The organism is Klebsiella variicola, assembly GCF_000828055.2.
Lineage (GTDB): Bacteria > Pseudomonadota > Gammaproteobacteria > Enterobacterales > Enterobacteriaceae > Klebsiella > Klebsiella variicola.
On the sequence record NZ_CP010523.2, the window covers coordinates 1,898,733 to 1,916,598 of the forward strand.

Annotated in this window: 18 protein-coding genes and 3 tRNA genes; 16 read left to right on the forward strand and 5 right to left on the reverse strand. The window is 54.2% G+C overall.

All coding sequences use genetic code 11. From position 1 onward, the window contains the following. Positions 1-86 precede the first annotated feature (86 nt). Together SP68_RS08880 and dgcQ are read left to right on the forward strand one after the other, a co-directional pair. Complete coding sequence (locus SP68_RS08880) at positions 87-998, forward strand: DUF808 domain-containing protein (protein ID WP_008804206.1); 912 nt, start codon at positions 87-89, stop codon at positions 996-998. A gap of 115 nt (positions 999-1,113) precedes the next feature. Continuing rightward, positions 1,114-2,793 carry a cellulose biosynthesis regulator diguanylate cyclase DgcQ gene (dgcQ, locus tag SP68_RS08885; RefSeq protein ID WP_040975950.1) on the forward strand — a complete coding sequence of 560 codons (1,680 nt, stop codon included), beginning with the start codon at positions 1,114-1,116 and terminating at the stop codon, positions 2,791-2,793. A gap of 299 nt (positions 2,794-3,092) precedes the next feature. Here dgcQ and SP68_RS08890 read toward each other — a convergent pair whose 3' ends face one another. After that, the gene (locus SP68_RS08890) at positions 3,093-3,314 is read right to left on the reverse strand and encodes a YodD family protein (protein ID WP_040968690.1); all 222 of its coding nucleotides are present in this window, start codon (positions 3,312-3,314) and stop codon (positions 3,093-3,095) included. Positions 3,315-3,447: 133 nt separating this feature from the next. Between SP68_RS08890 and dsrB the strand changes: the two genes are divergently transcribed. Beyond that, a complete protein-coding gene (dsrB, locus tag SP68_RS08895) occupies positions 3,448-3,639 on the forward strand; it encodes a protein DsrB (RefSeq protein WP_012541227.1) in 192 nt (63 codons plus the stop codon). A 32-nt stretch (positions 3,640-3,671) separates the two neighbouring features. Here dsrB and rcsA read toward each other — a convergent pair whose 3' ends face one another. After that, positions 3,672-4,295, reverse strand: a complete 624-nt coding sequence (rcsA, locus tag SP68_RS08900) for a transcriptional regulator RcsA (protein ID WP_008804210.1) — start codon at positions 4,293-4,295, stop codon at positions 3,672-3,674. Positions 4,296-4,666: 371 nt separating this feature from the next. Here rcsA and yedD point away from each other — a divergent pair, with 371 nt between their 5' ends. Next, the gene (gene yedD, locus SP68_RS08905; protein ID WP_074423851.1) at positions 4,667-5,101 is read left to right on the forward strand and encodes a lipoprotein YedD; all 435 of its coding nucleotides are present in this window, start codon (positions 4,667-4,669) and stop codon (positions 5,099-5,101) included. Between the two features lie 46 nt (positions 5,102-5,147). Here the strand turns inward: yedD and amyA are convergent, their stop codons facing one another. Then, positions 5,148-6,635, reverse strand: coding sequence for an alpha-amylase (amyA, locus tag SP68_RS08910; RefSeq protein WP_040968689.1), 1,488 nt, complete (start codon positions 6,633-6,635; stop codon positions 5,148-5,150). Between the two features lie 200 nt (positions 6,636-6,835). Here amyA and tcyJ point away from each other — a divergent pair, with 200 nt between their 5' ends. The 5 genes from tcyJ (at position 6,836) to sdiA (ending at position 11,192) form a co-directional block, all read left to right on the forward strand. Further along, positions 6,836-7,636: a cystine ABC transporter substrate-binding protein gene (tcyJ, locus tag SP68_RS08915; protein WP_008804213.1), complete on the forward strand. Its 801-nt coding sequence runs from the start codon at positions 6,836-6,838 to the stop codon at positions 7,634-7,636. A 95-nt stretch (positions 7,637-7,731) separates the two neighbouring features. After that, the gene (gene dcyD, locus SP68_RS08920) at positions 7,732-8,718 is read left to right on the forward strand and encodes a D-cysteine desulfhydrase (protein ID WP_012541230.1); all 987 of its coding nucleotides are present in this window, start codon (positions 7,732-7,734) and stop codon (positions 8,716-8,718) included. Between the two features lie 15 nt (positions 8,719-8,733). Beyond that, a complete protein-coding gene (tcyL, locus tag SP68_RS08925; protein ID WP_008804215.1) occupies positions 8,734-9,402 on the forward strand; it encodes a cystine ABC transporter permease in 669 nt (222 codons plus the stop codon). Next, positions 9,399-10,151 (forward strand): L-cystine ABC transporter ATP-binding protein TcyN, encoded by a 753-nt coding sequence (gene tcyN, locus SP68_RS08930; RefSeq protein ID WP_008804216.1) that lies wholly within the window; start codon positions 9,399-9,401, stop codon positions 10,149-10,151. The genes tcyL and tcyN overlap by 4 nt, the downstream gene beginning before the upstream one ends. Before the next feature lie 318 nt (positions 10,152-10,469). Then, complete coding sequence (gene sdiA, locus SP68_RS08935) at positions 10,470-11,192, forward strand: transcriptional regulator SdiA (RefSeq protein ID WP_008804217.1); 723 nt, start codon at positions 10,470-10,472, stop codon at positions 11,190-11,192. Positions 11,193-11,259: 67 nt separating this feature from the next. Here sdiA and SP68_RS08940 read toward each other — a convergent pair whose 3' ends face one another. Continuing rightward, the gene (locus tag SP68_RS08940) at positions 11,260-11,484 is read right to left on the reverse strand and encodes a DUF2594 family protein (protein WP_004122104.1); all 225 of its coding nucleotides are present in this window, start codon (positions 11,482-11,484) and stop codon (positions 11,260-11,262) included. Positions 11,485-11,945: 461 nt separating this feature from the next. On the opposite strand from SP68_RS08940, the gene uvrY reads away from it, so the two are divergent. The 6 genes from uvrY (at position 11,946) to SP68_RS08970 (ending at position 15,477) form a co-directional block, all read left to right on the forward strand. Next, the gene (uvrY, locus tag SP68_RS08945) at positions 11,946-12,602 is read left to right on the forward strand and encodes a UvrY/SirA/GacA family response regulator transcription factor (RefSeq protein WP_002911539.1); all 657 of its coding nucleotides are present in this window, start codon (positions 11,946-11,948) and stop codon (positions 12,600-12,602) included. Then, positions 12,599-14,431, forward strand: a complete 1,833-nt coding sequence (gene uvrC / locus SP68_RS08950) for an excinuclease ABC subunit UvrC (protein WP_016161402.1) — start codon at positions 12,599-12,601, stop codon at positions 14,429-14,431. Before uvrY ends, uvrC begins: the two co-directional genes overlap by 4 nt. Positions 14,432-14,488: 57 nt before the next feature. Continuing rightward, on the forward strand, positions 14,489-15,037 hold the full coding sequence (gene pgsA / locus SP68_RS08955; RefSeq protein ID WP_008804219.1) for a CDP-diacylglycerol--glycerol-3-phosphate 3-phosphatidyltransferase: 549 nt from the start codon (positions 14,489-14,491) through the stop codon (positions 15,035-15,037). Positions 15,038-15,187: 150 nt separating this feature from the next. Next, positions 15,188-15,263, forward strand: a tRNA-Gly gene (locus SP68_RS08960). A 40-nt stretch (positions 15,264-15,303) separates the two neighbouring features. Beyond that, positions 15,304-15,377, forward strand: a tRNA-Cys gene (locus SP68_RS08965). A 13-nt stretch (positions 15,378-15,390) separates the two neighbouring features. Next, positions 15,391-15,477: transfer RNA gene (locus SP68_RS08970), tRNA-Leu, on the forward strand. Between the two features lie 264 nt (positions 15,478-15,741). Here SP68_RS08970 and SP68_RS08975 read toward each other — a convergent pair. Continuing rightward, a complete protein-coding gene (locus SP68_RS08975; RefSeq protein WP_022066263.1) occupies positions 15,742-16,632 on the reverse strand; it encodes a DUF1796 family putative cysteine peptidase in 891 nt (296 codons plus the stop codon). Between the two features lie 329 nt (positions 16,633-16,961). Here SP68_RS08975 and SP68_RS08980 point away from each other — a divergent pair, with 329 nt between their 5' ends. Next, entirely contained in the window at positions 16,962-17,843 is an 882-nt protein-coding gene (locus SP68_RS08980; protein WP_040968688.1) for a dihydrodipicolinate synthase family protein, read from the forward strand. Positions 17,844-17,866: the final 23 nt, after the last annotated feature.

The window sequence follows — 17,866 nt, forward strand, 5'->3', positions numbered from 1 at the left end:
TTATATTGACTAATTGTACCTTGGGCACCGGCCGTTTTTTAACGCATACTCGAGGGAGACATTGATGAAAAGAGAAGGAAATTATTTTGGCAGGAAGTAGTCTTTTAACATTACTCGATGATATCGCCACGCTGCTGGACGATATTTCCGTGATGGGCAAGCTGGCGGCGAAAAAAACAGCCGGGGTATTGGGCGACGATCTGTCGCTCAATGCTCAGCAGGTGACCGGCGTGCGAGCGAATCGTGAACTGCCGGTCGTCTGGGGCGTGGCGAAAGGTTCGTTCATTAATAAAGTGATCCTCGTGCCGCTGGCGCTATTGATCAGTGCTTTTATCCCCTGGGCGATTACGCCGTTGCTGATGCTGGGAGGCGCATTCCTCTGTTTTGAAGGGGTGGAGAAGGTCCTTCACAGCCTGGAGGCGCGTAAGCACAAGGAAGACCCTGCGCAACGGCAGCAGCGTCTTCAGGCGCTGGCGGAACGTGACCCGCTGGCCTTTGAGCGTGACAAAGTGAAAGGGGCGATTCGCACCGATTTTATTTTGTCCGCGGAAATTGTCGCCATCACCCTCGGCATTGTGGCGGAAGCGCCGCTGCTCAATCAGATCCTGATCCTCTCGGGGATCGCGATTCTGGTCACCATCGGGGTCTATGGCCTGGTGGGGGTGATCGTTAAGCTGGACGACATGGGCTACTGGCTGGCAGAGAAACGCGCTGCGCTGGCGCAATGGCTGGGCAAAGGATTGTTAGTGGTAGCCCCCTGGCTGATGAAAGTGCTCTCCATCGTTGGGACGCTGGCGATGTTCCTTGTCGGCGGCGGGATTGTGGTTCACGGCATTGCGCCACTGCATCATGCCATTGAGCACTGGAGCGCGGGGCTGGGCGGGATATTGGCTTCCCTGCTGCCGGTCATTGCCAACCTGGTGCTGGGTTTTATCATTGGCGCAGTGGTGCTGGCGGGCGTGAAAGTGGTGAGCAGTCTGCGCCGGTCAGTGAAGTAGAGTGGCTGCACGCAGCGTGACGGCGCTGCGTCGTCTACGCTAAAAGCGCGCCCGGCGTCGACACCAGCCGGGGCGCTGATGTCGTCAGGTTTGCGCAACGTACTGCGAGATAATGATGGATAAGCCACTTCGGTTGAAGATAAACAAGCTCCGCCACCTGACTCGCCCGGCGCATGTGGTTAACGTTTGTTTTATTGTGGTGCTTTTTTTCTCCACGTTACTGATCTGGCGTGAAATCAACGTTCTGGAAGAGGCCTATGTGGCCAACCAACGCAATAATCTGGCTAATGTCGCCCATGAAATGGATGGGTTGCTGCAGTTCAATATTGACCGGATGATGTTTTTTCGCCACGGCATGCAGTCTGCCCTTGAGCAGCCGCTCGATATCGACGTATTGCGTAGTGCCAGTCAGCGCTATCTGAGCCAGCGTCACCAGGAGGCCTGGCGAGTGGCGCTGCCGAATCGTCGTACGCTGCCGGTGTTTGGCGTCTCGGGGAGCGTCGTCGGTAACAACCCTATGCTGCTGAAGGACGATCCGCTCGCGGCTGATGAGTTGATGGCGACGCTGGAGCTGGGGTATCTGTTGAATCTGACGCAACATGACCGCGATTTCGCCGAGCGGATGCAGTATATCTCTCGCAGCGGCTTTTTCACCTCGACCCTGCCGCTGCGGGACGAGTCGCAGGTGATGACCCACTATTCGCAAGCCATCAGCGCCCTCTGGTTTACCCGACAGAGCCAGCGGAATAATCCGGGGCGGGGCGTTATCTGGCAAACCTTTCCTGACGATGACCCGCAGCTGGAAGAGCAGGTGGTCACCGCTTCGATACCGCTGGATTTCGCCGGTTACTGGCGCGGGGTGCTGGCGATGGATTTCTCGGTCAGTGAAATAAAAGCGTTTTTGGTCAGCGCCATGCAGGGCGGGCAGGAGGGGGAGTACCAGCTTTATGATAGCCATTTGAACCTGCTGGCCTCTTCCGCGCCGGGGAATGTCCTGACGCTATTGTCCCCCAGGGAACAGGAACTGCTCAGCCGCGCGTTTGTCCATGATAACCAGGGGGGGCTGCGCTTGCTGACGCGCTATATCAGCTGGGCCAAACTGCGCAATTTTGACGGCGTGTTGCTGCGGATCCACACCCTGCGGGAAGGCGTGCGGGGCAATTTTGGCACCATCACCATCGCCCTGACCCTGATGTGGGTCCTCTTCACCTTGATGCTGTTGCTCTCCTGGCTGGTGATCCGCCGCATGGTCCGCAATATGAGCGTCCTGCAAACCTCCCTTGAATGGCAGGCATGGCATGATGCCTTAACCCGTCTGCTCAATCGCGGGGCGCTGTTTGAACAGGCGATGGCGGTAGCCAGCGCCTGCCAGCGCAGTGGACGGCCGCTGTCGGTGATCCAGCTCGATCTGGATCACTTCAAGCGCATCAACGATCGCTATGGCCATCAGGCGGGTGACAGAGTGCTGTCGACGGTGGCCAGTACCCTTGCCAGCACCGTTCGTGAGGGTGACTTGCTGGGCCGCGTGGGCGGGGAGGAGTTTTGTGTCGTGCTGCCGAATACCACACTACAGGACGCGGTGGCGGTAGCAGAGCGGCTACGCCTGCGAATTCAGGGCCGGGAGGTCTTTTTACATAACAATGTGACGCTGCGGGTCAGTGCCTCGCTGGGGGTCAGTACCAGCGAAGAGCAGGGGGAGTATCAGTTTGAAGCCTTACAGTCGGTGGCCGATCGTCGTCTCTATCTGGCAAAGCAGAACGGCCGCAATCAGGTCTGTTTTCGCAGCGAAGCGTGAGCAAAACGTTTCGCCCGAATCAGGCGAAATGAGATTTTTCTTAAAGTGTTCGACGGGGATCGCGCTATCGAATGAAACCGGTTTGCGGCGAAGCCTTCTCGCATCAGCCCTGCAGCCCTGCTCAAAGCAAAGCGCTAACATTCTCAATAATTTGCGTCATGAATATCGCTTGTCATGCAAAATAATTGAGGATAATGTTTTAACGCATCGGATTTCCCGGTGTAACGAATTTTCAAGTGCTTCTTGCATTAGCAAGTTTGATCCCGACTCCTGCGAGTCGGGATTTTTTTCGCCTGCCGTTAGCGGTTAACTTCACTGGCGCTGAAATCGTGAATGTCGAGCTCAAATGCCTCCGCCAGTTCGCGCCAGGTATGTGACCCGCGGCCATCAATGCTGGCGCGCTGTGGGTCGTCCAGAGTGCGATGGATTTCACTTTCGCTAATCTCATTAATCGCTGCCAGTAGCGCATCCACGTTGACATCAACGTCATTTCCGGTCTGGCCAGTCAATCGATTCTTCATCATTACCCCCTCGCTGAGCGTCGCTCAAGCCTCTTTAAGTATAGTCGGTCTAAAAAAACACCAGTCATGGGCCGCGACGCTGCGAGTTGCGTGGTTTTGTTCTACACTGGCTGAAAAATAGAGGAGAGTGAATATGCAGGTGAACGATCGTGTCACGGTGAAGACCGACGGTGGCCCACGTCGATCGGGGGTAGTGCTGGCAATTGAGTCGTTTAGTGAAGGGACGATGTATCTGGTTTCGCTGGAAGACTATCCTTTAGGGATCTGGTTTTTCAACGAAATAGGGCATCCGGATGGGATCTTCGTCGAAAAAGAAGCCTCATAAAACGGGACTGGCGGTACCACCGCCAGTCTGTTTCAACGCAGATTCACCTGAATACCTGAAGTTACGTTTTCGGTCAGCCGAACGATATGGTAAATCACCTGCTTATTGTGCGTTTGTATTTTCTTTTTAATATTGCCTTTATGCGATGATACCGTCTTCGCTTTGATGTTCATTTGCGTTGAAATTTGTGACGTGCCGTGCCCGGCCATCCACATTTGCAGCATATTTGATTCTGTTTTACTCAGCGACAACGTCGGTAAATTTAATTGCCCCAGGCTACTGTTTTTGTATTTTAGATAATTAACCAGAATAACATCAAGGTCTTTTGGCGTTATCGATTTCGAACTGATCAGCAGGTTTTTCCGTACCCGCAAATAGCGGTCAAAATGAATGTTTGCCAGCGACATAAAGATAACAAACAGCGTCGCCGGGTTTTGCGTAATGATCTGGCGAATAATGCCATTACTTTCATCATCATGCACGAAGCAGTCTTCATTAAGAAACACCACTGCCGGACAACACGACGCGCAATGTTTTTGCAAATCTGTCGCGCAATGGACCTCAACGATTTCCTGTTTTTTTATTCCCCGACTGGTCAGATAACCCGTTAAGCCTAACCGGGTATAACTGCACAAATCCATAATCATCGTTGACATGACCCATCCTCAATCAACACGTAACGATATTCTCTTCACACGCATTGTGCGAAGCAGTCCTTGCGAGCAGTAATAGTAGGTTTACGAAAGAACCTATTAGTTCCGTTAAACTATTCCGCATCTATGCATATAATTTGCCAGGAAAACTCTTAAAGTAAAGTCGAGAACCGGTAGTGTGAGCGGATTAAAAACAAAAAGTGCCCATAGATGCTATGGTTACGCCCCAAACATTATTTTATTTTCGGAATTTCCTTATTTCAAATGAAGGCGGTGCTGCCCGTTCCTGTTTTGCCAGGTTTTTCCGCCGGGAGCGGGGGTGGAAGGCTTAACGCTTTAATGCCACAATACTTTTTTATCGGCTTGTGGGATGAATGATGAAACAGTTAGTTTTTGCGGGCATGGTGGTGGCGCTGGCCGGATGTGTGCAGGTTGATCATTACGATGACGTCGTTAAAGCACCGGCGCCGGCTGGCCTTGAGGGCTACTGGCAATCGAAAGGGCCGCAGAGTGAAATGATGAGCCCTGACGCGATCGCCAGCCTGATCGTCACTAAAGAAGGGGATACCTTCGACTGCCGCCAGTGGCAGCGCGTGATCGCGCAGCCGGGTAAACTGATGAACCGCGATAACCAGATCTACAACGTTACCGCTTCCCTGGATATCTATCCAATCGAGCGTGAGGGCAATACCCTCTCCTACGATCGTATGACGTTGACTCGCGTTGAACGCCTCACCCCTGAGTGCGAAAAGGCGTGGGCCAAAGCGCGTACGACAGGGGCCGTCAGCGCGCCGGCTTCCGTGCGCTGAGGTTCCGGCGGGCCCGTTCCGGCCCGCCAGGTACATCGCCAGCTGACTACAGCACGGCTTCCATCACCCACACGCTCACGCTACCCCCGTTGCAGGTAAAGATCGCGCTACCCTCAGCGTCGGTTTCGACAATCTCTTCCCGGTTGCCGAGAAAATCCCGCCAGCGTTTATTGCCATAGTTCTCGCCCAGCGTCAGGGTTTTTTCTCCCTCATCGCCATTGGACATCACCACCACGCAGCCGGGATCCTCGTCGGTGCCGCTACGGCTGAAGGCAATACAGTTGGGGTGATCGAACCACAGCGTTTGCACGCCATGGGCAAAGCGCTGACGGGCGTCGATCAGTTCATGCAGTTGCTCGATAACGGGCATCTCAATGGCGTAGGTTTGTCCATCGCCGCCGGTATCTTCATAGGATGCGCCGAAAAGATCGGGATAAAAGACCGACGGCACACCATTTTCACGCAGCAGGATCAGCGCATAGGCCAGCGGCTTGAACCAGGGTTCAACCGGCGCCTCGAGGGCCTGTAGCGGCTGCGTATCGTGGTTTGTCACCAGCGTCACGGCGTGAAAAGGGTCGGCTTCCACCAGCGTGCCGCTGAATATCTGGCTCATGTCATAATCGCGCCCCTGGCGTGAGGCTTCATGAAATTTCATCTGCAGCGGGGCATCGAACAGCATCGTCTTGCCCTCGACCAGGTCGATATACTGCTGGAGCTTTTCCACCTCATGGGACCAATACTCCGCGACAATAAACAGCGGCTGCGGCGCCACCTCCTGGACGTGCTCGATCCACGCTTTGTAAAACCAGGCGGGGATATGCTTCACGGCGTCAAGACGAAAACCATCGCAGCCGGTCTGCTCCATGACCCAGCGCGCCCAATATTTGATCTCCTCGGTGACGGCGTGATTACGAAAATCAATGTTGGCGCCCATCAGGTAGTCGAAGTTACCAAGCTCATCGTCGACCTGCTCGTTCCAGCCTTCACCGGTGTAATCGTTGACGATTTTAAACACACCGTCTTCCGTCGGATTCTCAATGTGGTCGATGCCGCTAAAGCATTTGTAGTCCCAGACAAATTGCGAATACTGCCCGGCCCGCACCGGAAAGGTATAGCGAGTCCATGCCTCACACTCAATGATCTCCTCGGCAATCTGGGTGCGATCGTGCTCATCGACGCGCTGCACCTGCAGAGTTTCTTTTTCATCGGCGCCCATTTTGTGGTTCACCACCACATCCAGCAGCACGGCGATATCATGCTCTTTCAGAGCCTTCATCGCCGCCAGCAGCTGCGCTTTATCGCCATATTTGGTGGCGACTGAGCCCTTTTGATCAAACTCACCAAGGTCGAAGAGATCATAGGTGTCATAGCCGACGGAATAACCGCCCGAGGCGCCTTTATAGGCGGGCGGCAACCAGACCATATTGATGCCGATTTCATTCAGGCTGGGGGCCAGCGCTTCGACTTCACGCCATAGCTCGCCGCCGGCGGGGTAGTACCAGTGAAAACATTGCAACAAAGTGGGGTTTTTCATCTTCCATGCTCCAGACGTCAACAGGCTGACCTTTGCAGTATGGGAGATATCCCGCAAAACGGGAGAGGAAAGCCCTGATTTTCGCTATACCCTAATCGGGATCATATATAATAAATTGGCATAAGATGTAGCGTAACGATGTTGGTGCCGGGCCGTTAAGCGCCTTACACTACAGGAAAATCCTAACCTTCGGGGTATCTATGAAATTAGCACTTCTGGGTCGTCAGGCGCTGATGGGCGCGATGGCCGTTGTTTTGATGGCTGGCGTTAGCGTGAAAACTTTTGCAGCGGAAAACCTGCTCAATCAGGTTAAAGAGCGCGGTACCCTGCGCGTGGGCCTCGAAGGCACCTATCCTCCTTTCAGCTTCCAGGGCGATGACGGCAAGCTGACCGGATTTGAAGTGGAGTTTGCCAACGAGCTGGCGAAACATCTTGGCGTGAAAGCCGATCTCAAACCGACCAAATGGGACGGTATGCTGGCCTCGCTGGACTCCAAACGCATTGACGTGGTGATTAACCAGGTCACTATCTCCGATGAGCGTAAGAAGAAATACGATTTCTCAACCCCGTACACTATCTCCGGTGTGCAGGCGCTGGTGAAGAAAGGTAACGAAGGCGCGATTAAAACCGCGGCGGATCTGAAAGGCAAGAAAGTCGGCGTCGGGCTGGGCACTAACTATGAAGAGTGGCTGCGTCAGAACGTCCAGGGCGTTGATGTTCGCACCTATGATGATGACCCGACTAAATACCAGGATCTGCGTGTAGGCCGTATTGACGCCATTCTGGTTGACCGTCTGGCCGCGCTGGATCTGGTGAAGAAAACTAACAATACGCTGGCGGTAACCGGTGAAGCATTCTCCCGTCAGGAGGCCGGCGTGGCGCTGCGCAAAGGCAACGACGATCTGCTGAAAGCGATTGACGCCGCGATCGCGGATATGCAGAAAGATGGCACCCTGAAGGCGCTGTCAGAGAAATGGTTTGGCGCTGACGTGACGAAATAACGGTCAGTGGTGAAAAAAGGCGCTCCTGGAAGCGCCTTTTTTTATTTAGCGCGTAACTGTGTGCATAATGAAGCATAACTGAGTCAGGAGGGGCCATGTCACTGCAAAATTTAACCCGCTTTCCGCGTCTGGAATTGATTGGCGCGCCGACGCCGCTGGAGTATCTGCCGCGTTTGTCCGATCACCTTGGGCGCGAGATTTTTATCAAACGCGATGATACAACGCCGCTGGCGATGGGAGGCAATAAACTGCGCAAGCTGGAGTTTCTCGCCGCCGATGCGCTGCGGGAAGGGGCAGATACCTTAATCACCGCCGGCGCGATCCAGTCCAACCATGTGCGTCAGACGGCGGCGGTCGCCGCGAAGCTGGGGCTGCACTGCGTGGCGCTACTGGAAAACCCCATTGGCACCGGGGCGGAGAACTATCTGAGCAATGGCAACCGCCTGCTGCTGGATCTGTTTAATACCCAGGTTGAGATGTGCGATGCCCTGACCAATCCTGCCGAACAGCTCGACGAGCTGGCGACCCGCATCGAGGCGCAGGGCTATCGCCCCTACGTCATCCCGGTCGGCGGATCCAATGCGCTCGGGGCGTTAGGCTATGTGGAAAGCGCGCTGGAAATCGCCCAGCAGTGTGAAGGCGCGGTGGAGATCTCATCGGTGGTGGTGGCTTCCGGTAGCGCCGGTACGCATGCCGGGCTGGCTGTGGGACTCGAACAGCTGATGCCGCAGGCGGAACTGATTGGCGTGACGGTATCGCGCTCCGTCGCTGACCAGCTGCCAAAAGTGGTGGCGCTGCAGCAGGCCGTGGCCAACAGCCTCGAGCTGCAGGCGAAAGCCGACATCACGCTGTGGGACGATTACTTTGCCCCAGGCTACGGTACGCCGAACGAGGAAGGCATGGCCGCCGTGAAGCTACTGGCGCAACTGGAAGGTATTTTGCTCGATCCGGTCTATACCGGCAAAGCGATGGCCGGGCTTATCGACGGCATTACGCAGAAGCGTTTTAAGGATGAAGGACCGATTTTGTTCGTCCATACCGGCGGGGCGCCGGCGCTGTTTGCCTATCATCCTCACCTTTAATACAGAAACGACAGCATGCAAGAAAGTATCCAACTGGTCATCGATTCCGCTCCTTTTCTGCTCAAAGGGGCCGTCTTTACGCTGCAGCTGAGCATTGGCGGGATGTTTTTCGGCCTGGTGCTGGGCTTTATCCTGGCGCTGATGCGCATGTCGCCTCTCTGGCCGGTAAAATGGCTGGCGCGCATGTATATCTCCATTTTTCGCGGCACGCCGCTTATCGCCCAGCTGTTTATGATCTACTACGGCTTGCCGCAGTTTGGCATTGAGCTTGACCCGATTCCGGCGGCGATGATCGGCCTGTCGCTCAATACGGCGGCCTACGCGGCGGAAACCCTGCGCGCGGCCATCGCCTCGATCGACAAAGGGCAATGGGAAGCGGCGGCCAGTATCGGCATGACGCCGTGGCAGACGATGCGCCGGGCCATCTTACCCCAGGCGGCACGGGTCGCTTTGCCGCCGCTGTCCAACAGTTTTATCAGCCTGGTCAAAGATACCTCGCTGGCGGCGACGATCCAGGTGCCAGAGCTGTTCCGTCAGGCGCAGCTTATCACCTCGCGAACCCTTGAGGTCTTCACCATGTATCTCGCGGCCTCGTTGATCTACTGGGTGATGGCGACCGTCCTCTCCTCGCTGCAGAACTATTTTGAAAACCAGCTGAACCGCCAGGAGCGTGATCCGAAATGAGTGCGATAGAAGTGAAAAGCCTGGTGAAGAAATTCCATGGCCAGACGGTGCTCCACGGTATCGACCTGGAGGTACAGAAAGGGGAAGTCGTGGCGATCATCGGCCCCAGCGGCTCGGGTAAAACCACTCTGCTGCGCAGCATCAACTTGCTGGAGCAACCGGAGAGCGGCACCATCCGCGTTGGCGATGTGACCATCGACGCCGGTCGCAGCCTCGGGCCGCAGAAAGGACTCATTCGCCAGCTGCGCCAGCACGTCGGCTTTGTCTTCCAGAACTTTAATCTGTTTCCCCACCGTACGGTGCTGGAGAACATTATTGAGGGGCCGGTCATCGTAAAAGGTGAAGATAAGCAGGAGTCGATTGTGCGGGCGCGCGATCTGCTGGCGAAAGTGGGTCTCAGCGGTAAAGAGAATAGCTATCCGCGTCGCCTCTCCGGCGGTCAGCAGCAGCGGGTGGCTATTGCTCGCGCGCTAGCCATGCGTCCGGACGTGATCCTGTTTGATGAGCCAACCTCGGCCCTCGATCCTGAGCTGGTGGGGGAGGTGCTCAACACCATCCGCCAGCTGGCGCAGGAGAAACGCACCATGGTTATCGTGACCCATGAAATGAGTTTCGCCCGCGACGTTGCCGATCGGGCCATCTTTATGGATCAAGGACGCATTGTCGAGCAGGGAGAAGCGAAAGCATTGTTCGCCTCCCCGCAGCAGCCGCGTACTCGCCAGTTCCTCGAAAAATTTCTGATGCAGTAAACCATGCGCTGACGTGGCGGCTTTCCCGGGGGAGGGCCGCCGCGTACAGCCTGTCTTCCCTGCGGCGCGCCACGCTCCTCGTCACCTCTTTGTGCTATTTCTCCCTGTGGCCGTATACACCGCTTCCCATCCCCCCTTGTAGGGTGTAGAAAATGACGGGAAAGTGAGCACGAGGTTCTGCGCTGAGAACGGGAAAAAGGCAAGCCTTCAGACTAATAAATGCGACACCGACAATATTTTATACATATAAATAAGATTTATGTGTTAGTTTTCTGTATTTATAATAATGATTATCAATCAGGAGTTATTTGCACAGCTATGAGGGACAATGATTTTTTCAGCTGGCGGCGGGATATGCTGCATCAATTTCAGTCCGTGGCCGCTGGTGAGGAGGTTTATAATCTCCTGCAACGAGAAACCGAAGCGCTGGAATATGATTACTACACGCTTTGTGTACGCCACCCGGTGCCTTTCACTCGCCCCCGCGTCACCTTCCAGTCGACCTATCCCCGCGCATGGATGTCGCACTACCAGGCCGAGAATTATTTCGCGATAGATCCGGTATTACGCCCGGAGAATTTTATGCGTGGCCATCTGCCATGGGAGGATGGGCTGTTTCGCGATGCGGCGGCATTATGGGACGGCGCCCGCGATCATGGTCTGAAAAAAGGGGTGACCCAGTGCCTGACGTTGCCCAACCATGCGCAGGGTTTTCTCTCTGTCTCCGCGAATAACCGTTTACCGGGCTCTTATCCTGATGATGAACTGGAGATGCGCCTGCGCATGCTGACGGAGCTAAGCTTGTTGGCGCTCCTGCGTCTGGAAGATGAGATGGTCATGCCGCCGGAGATGAAGTTCAGCCGCCGTGAACTGGAAATTCTGAAATGGACCGCGGAAGGGAAGACCTCGGCGGAGGTGGCGATGATTCTTTCTATTTCGGAAAATACGGTGAATTTCCACCAGAAGAATATGCAACGGAAATTCAATGCGCCGAACAAAACGCAGATAGCCTGTTACGCGGTGGCGACAGGGTTAATCTGAGAGCGCCTGTCGTTCTGCGTGCCAGACGTGACACCGGCTGTCAGGGATACTTTCAGCCGGTACAGGATTACTGACGGTAAGCTTGTTTAATTTGCTTAACGGTGCTGGAGAATACGGCAGCCTGAGCCTCATCTTCCATCTGCGCGATCTGCTTTTCCATTTTAATAATCACGCGACCCGCATCCGCCTGGCCCATCGCCTGCAGCATCAGCGTTATCATCGCTTTCAGGCAGGAGACTTCCTGCGCCAGTTCTTGATTATTTTCTGCAGTGGAAAAATCTGGTGTGCTCATCGATATCCTCGTTTACTCGCTGCGCTAATGCGCCTTACCCAATGTGAAGGCCGCGCAGTATACCACAAGCGACGGGAAAAAAAGGAGTGCTTAATTTCTGTTCTCTCATCTGAGCTGTGAATGATTCAGTGCTTCGGATAATACGTAATAGCCGCCAGGCCGCCATTAATTTATTCCATCTATTTAGCACGTTAATATTTGTTACATATTTTGCTGCGTATTTATGCGCTACGTAATCTGTTGTGTTTTTTGTGCTTTCTGTATGAGGATTGTTAAAAAATAAGACGACGGCAACTGACTGTTCTCAATGACTTTCCACTATGTGTGCACAGACATTGCCATAAATGAGCGGCAAATCGAGGTGAGGGCATTTTTTTGCCTTTTAAATTAGCAATAAAACCCGGTAATATGTGGGAGATAAAGTATCAGTAGCGTTATCCCTCATTCTGGAGATTATTCCTTTGATCAACGTTCTTCTTGTTGATGACCACGAACTGGTGCGCGCAGGGATACGACGCATTCTGGAAGATATAAAAGGGATTAAAGTCGCTGGCGAAGCCTGTTGCGGCGAGGACGCCGTGAAGTGGTGCCGGGCTAATTCCGCAGATGTCGTCCTGATGGACATGAACATGCCCGGGATCGGTGGTCTTGAAGCCACGCGCAAAATCGCGCGCTCCGTGGCGGGCACGAAAGTGATCATGCTCACCGTGCATACCGAGAATCCTCTACCTGCCAAGGTCATGCAGGCGGGGGCGGCGGGCTATCTTAGCAAGGGTGCTGCACCGCAGGAAGTGGTGAATGCGATCCGCTGCGTGGCGTCCGGACAACGTTACATTGCCTCCGATATTGCTCAGCAAATGGCGCTAAGTCAGATTGAACCGGAAAAAACGGAATCGCCGTTTGCCAGTTTGTCTGAACGCGAATTGCAGATTATGCTGATGATCACCAAAGGTCAGAAGGTGAATGAGATCTCAGAGCAGCTCAATCTGAGTCCCAAAACGGTTAACAGCTATCGCTACCGAATGTTCAGCAAATTAAACATTCATGGCGATGTGGAGCTGACCCACCTGGCAATTCGCCATGGCCTGTGTAATGCGGAGTCGTTAGCAAGCCAGTGAGTGATGTTTTTGACGCAAAAGCTTTCCTGAAAACGGTGACCAGCCAGCCCGGTGTGTATCGGATGTATGATGCTGGCGGGACCGTCATCTATGTTGGCAAAGCCAAAGATCTGAAAAAGCGGCTCAGCAGCTATTTCCGCAGCAATCTCGCGTCGCGTAAAACCGAAGCGCTGGTGGCGCTGATTGCGCAGATTGACGTGACCGTCACTCACACCGAGACGGAAGCGCTGCTGCTGGAGCACAACTATATCAAGCTGTACCAGCCGCGTTACAACGTGCTGTTGCGCGATGATAAGTCTTATCCTTTTATTTTCCTCAGCGGTGATACTCATCCACGTCTGGCGATGCATCGCGGCGCCAAACATGCGAAAGGCGAGTACTTTGGTCCTTTCCCCAACGGCTATGCCGTGCGGGAGACCCTGGCGCTGCTGCAGAAAATTTTTCCTGTTCGCCAGTGCGAAAATAGCGTCTATCGCAACCGCTCGCGTCCCTGCCTGCAGTATCAGATTGGCCGCTGTCTGGGGCCGTGCGTGGCGGGGCTGGTCAGCGAAGAAGAGTATGCTCAGCAGGTTGAGTATGTACGGCTGTTCCTTGCCGGCAAGGACGATCAGGTCCTGACCCAGCTCATCGCCAGAATGGAGAAAGCGAGCCAAAGTCTGGAGTTTGAAGAGGCCGCGCGCATTCGCGACCAGATTCAGGCGGTCCGCCGGGTGACGGAGAAACAGTTTGTTTCTAATACCGGCGACGATCTTGACGTTATCGGCGTCGCCTTTGAGGCCGGAATGGCCTGCGTCCATGTGCTGTTTATCCGCCAGGGCAAAGTGCTGGGCAGCCGGAGCTACTTCCCGAAAGTGCCGGGCGGCACTGAGCTGGGAGAGGTCGTAGAGACGTTTGTCGGTCAGTTCTACCTGCAGGGTAGCCAGATGCGTACCCTGCCGGGGGAGATTTTGCTCGACTTCAGCCTTGGTGATAAGACGCTGCTGGCCGAGTCGCTGTCGGAGCTGGCGGGACGTCGAATCAATGTACAGACTAAACCGCGCGGCGACAGAGCGCGTTACCTTAAGCTGGCGCGCACCAACGCCGCGACGGCGTTAACCACTAAGTTGGCTCAGCAGTCGACCATTCATCAGCGCCTGCAGGCGCTGGCCACCGTGCTGGAACTGCCGGCCGTGAAGCGAATGGAGTGCTTTGACATCAGCCACACCATGGGCGAGCAGACCGTGGCGTCCTGCGTGGTGTTTGACAGCAATGGTCCGCTGCGTGCGGAGTACCGGCGCTATAATATCACCGGCATCACCCCGGGCGATGACTATGCGGCGATGAATCAGGTCCTGCGCCGTCGCTATGGTAAAGCGATTGATGATAATAAAATTCCGGATGTGATCCTGATAGATGGCGGAAAGGGGCAGCTGGCGCAGGCGAAAGCGGTGTTTGCCGAACTGGATGTTCCCTGGGATAAACATCATCCGCTGCTGCTGGGCGTGGCGAAAGGCAGCGATCGTAAAGCCGGCCTGGAAACGTTATTCTTTGAACCGGAAGGCGAGGGGTTTAGCCTGCCGCCGGATTCGCCCGCTCTGCACGTAATCCAGCACATCCGCGATGAATCGCACGATCATGCGATTTCCGGACATCGTAAAAAACGGGCGAAAGTGAAGAGCACCAGCTCGCTTGAGACTATCGAGGGAGTGGGGCCGAAGCGTCGCCAGATGCTGCTGAAGTATATGGGTGGGCTGCAGGGGCTGCAGCAGGCCAGCGTCGAGGAAATTGCTAAAGTACCGGGCATCTCTCACGGTCTGGCAGAAAAGATCTTCTACTCGTTGAAACATTAGGGGCTCTGTAGCAACATAGGGCTAATTTTTACTTACAACAGATAGTTACCCGTCACTATGCAATTTAATATCCCTACGTTGCTTACTCTGTTTCGCGTCATCCTGATCCCGTTCTTTGTGCTGGCGTTTTATCTCCCCTTTAGCTGGGCGCCGTTTGCCTGCGCGTTAATTTTCTTTGTCGCCGCCGTGACCGACTGGTTTGATGGTTTTCTGGCTCGTCGCTGGAATCAGAGCACCCGGTTTGGCGCCTTCCTGGACCCGGTGGCGGATAAAGTCATGGTGGCTATCGCCATGGTGCTGGTTGCCGAGCACTATCACACCTGGTGGGTCACGCTGCCGGCGGCGACCATGATCGCGCGTGAAATAATTATTTCGGCACTGCGCGAATGGATGGCTGAGCTCGGGAAACGCAGCAGCGTGGCGGTCTCGTGGATTGGCAAAGTTAAAACGACCGCACAGATGGCCGCCCTGGTATGGATGCTGTGGCGTCCTTATCCGTGGGTAGAGTGGGCCGGGATCGCGCTTTTCCTCGTGGCGGCGGTGCTGACGCTGTGGTCGATGCTGCAGTATCTGAACGCGGCGCGCGGCGATTTGCTTGATCAGTGATCGTTTCGCCGTTATTTTCAGCAAACGATGCAAAGTTGCGAAAAATACCGTTGACTCACCGCGAGAGATAAGTAGAATGCAACGCATCGAACGGCGGCACAGTCTTCCAGACGATAACAAAATCAAGTGATTAGCAAATAACTTGATAATGCGGGAATAGCTCAGTTGGTAGAGCACGACCTTGCCAAGGTCGGGGTCGCGAGTTCGAGTCTCGTTTCCCGCTCCAGATTAACAGCATCGGCAGTAGCGGGTGCTTCAGTATTAAAGGCGCGTTAGCAAAGCGGTTATGTAGCGGATTGCAAATCCGTCTAGTCCGGTTCGACTCCGGAACGCGCCTCCACTTTCTATCCCGAGCCCGGATGGTGGAATCGGTAGACACAAGGGATTTAAAATCCCTCGGCGTTCGCGCTGTGTGGGTTCAAGTCCCACTCCGGGTACCATTGGGATAAAAGCAGAATAATCAAAGCAATAAGCAGTGTCGTGAAACCACCTACGGGTGGTTTTTTTGTTTCAAAACCACCCATTTCATAATATCACTTCATACTAGTTTTCTTGTCCACCTTGCTCTTCCCCCAGGATAACCGCACCCGGCTAAACCGTCGCGCCTCGTGGAATAATGTCGTTGGGATGATTTCGCTCCCCCAAACCGGCAGGGGGAGGCAAATCGATACTCTGCGTGCCAGAGGCCGGAGGTGAAACCGTCTCTAGAGTTCGAGGTTGAACGAAAGGACTTTCGATATAATTACCATCTCATCCGTAAGCGAGGAGAATTTTCCGGTAAATCTTTCTTCAGACTCAGGTGTCAAACTATATAGTGAATAATTTTCACCCGAAGATATACGCTCCAGTTGAAGATAGGCGGGTTTCTGCAAGGCAAAAGCCAACAGATAGAAATTAGTCGTGTGGTGAGAAAGTTCAGTGACTAATTCAGGGAGTTGCTTTGCTATATCTATTTCCTCTCTACAGCAAATCACAAAAAGCTTCCCTTCTTTGCTTTTTAATATGTTTCTGAATCTTTTAACCGCGCGGACGTAATACTCATAATCAGCAGGAGTATTTGGGTCGCGATGCGTGAATATATCATTCAGACGATATTTTTCTTTGTATTTATTGTGGTGTGCTCCGGGTTCTCGCGACTGGCGACGTAATGAGCTGTACTCATTTTTATCTAAAAATGAGGTAAAATCATCCCTCAGGCAGTCGATAATCATCGCTGGACAGGAAAATAGCCAGTCAAAAGGCAGTGATATCTTTTTCAGGTTGAATTTTTTCAATGTCCATGAAGTTAAACAATGGCTGCCCAGGGAGACAATATGTTTGACGTGCATTGAATCATCAGGAGCACTCTCTGTTAACGCTTGTGGTGTGTAACTGAATTTATCAGATGACATTCTGGATTTCGTGAAAGCAATAAACTCGTCGCTATGCATCAGCGATGAGTTAAGAAATTCTGCTGATTCTGCAAGTGACTTATTAGCAATGGCGTTGAGGTAGTTTTTCAGACCATCGCTATCTGCCGGTCGACCGAGTAGCGTTTTATAGGTTGTTTTTATTAGATGTATTTTTAAGTAATTTTCTTTAATGTCATATCTCATTTTTTATCCAATTGAAGCTGTAGTCTTTCTTTATTTTATTGCTGCTAAAACAGGTAGGCATACAAATCGTGTGGGATTATGTCAAATAGACAGGATATTGGCAATCGAGGAAATACGGGCGGCTACAGAGGAAGCGGTTATTGAAGACGCTCGCCAGAATCTACGGATCCTGATGCCTGAACTGACAGGGAAAATATCCCGGAGGAGAGCATCGCACGCAGGCGAATGAATACATCACGCTCAGCGGCGATCGTTCATTTGTCCCAGGACAAAACGATCTCTCCTTGCTACTATCAACCGGACTTTTATCCCAGCCTGCCGGAGGCATCATGTTCACAGGGCTTTGCGCATTTCCGCTGACGCCGCTGCATCAGCAGCATCTTGATGAAAAGGCGTTTATCCGTATTCTCTCTCGTCTTACCGATACCGGAGTCGACTCTCTGGGCATCTTAGGCTCGACCGGCAGTTACGCGTATCTGAATCGTGAGCAGCGCAAGCGGGTGGTGCAGGTGGCGAAAGCGCATGTTGGGTCGATCCCGATGATGGTTGGCGTCGGCGCCATCGCTACCAGCGAGGTGCTGCGCCTGGTGGAGGATGCCCAGCAGGCCGGGGCGGATGCGTTATTACTGCCGATGATGTCCTATCAGCCGCTTTCTGCGGAGGAGATCTTTGCCTTCTACGAAGAGGTCTGTCGGCACGTCTCGGTTCCGGTTTGCCTGTATGACAATCCCCGCACCACTCACGTCACGCTGGCGGATGATCTGCAGGGGCGCATCGCCGCCTTGTCGGCCATCGCTTCGATTAAAATTCCCGGCTTGCCTGAGCCGCAGGCGAGTGAGCGGGTGGCAACGCTACGCCGTCATCTTCCTGCCCGCGTTACGCTTGGCGCCAGCGGCGATGCCCTGGCGACGGCGGGATTGCAGGCCGGTTGCCAAGTCTGGTACTCGGTTTGCGGCGGGCTCTTTCCCCAGCTTTCAGGGGCGCTGGTAAGGGCGATTCGTTCTGGCGACGCGGCACGGGTTGCGGCGCTGAATGCGCAGCTGGCCCCGCTCTGGCGATGCTTCGACCGCTATGGCGGCAGCCTGCGGGTAATCGCCAGCGCGGCGGCCATTCTGGGGCTGTGCGACCCTGACTGCCTTCCCCGCCCCTTGCTGCCGTTAGGGGAGGAGGCCATTCGCGACGTGGCGGCGGCGCTGCACGGCCTGGCCTGATGGGCATGGGAAGGCGGATTGCC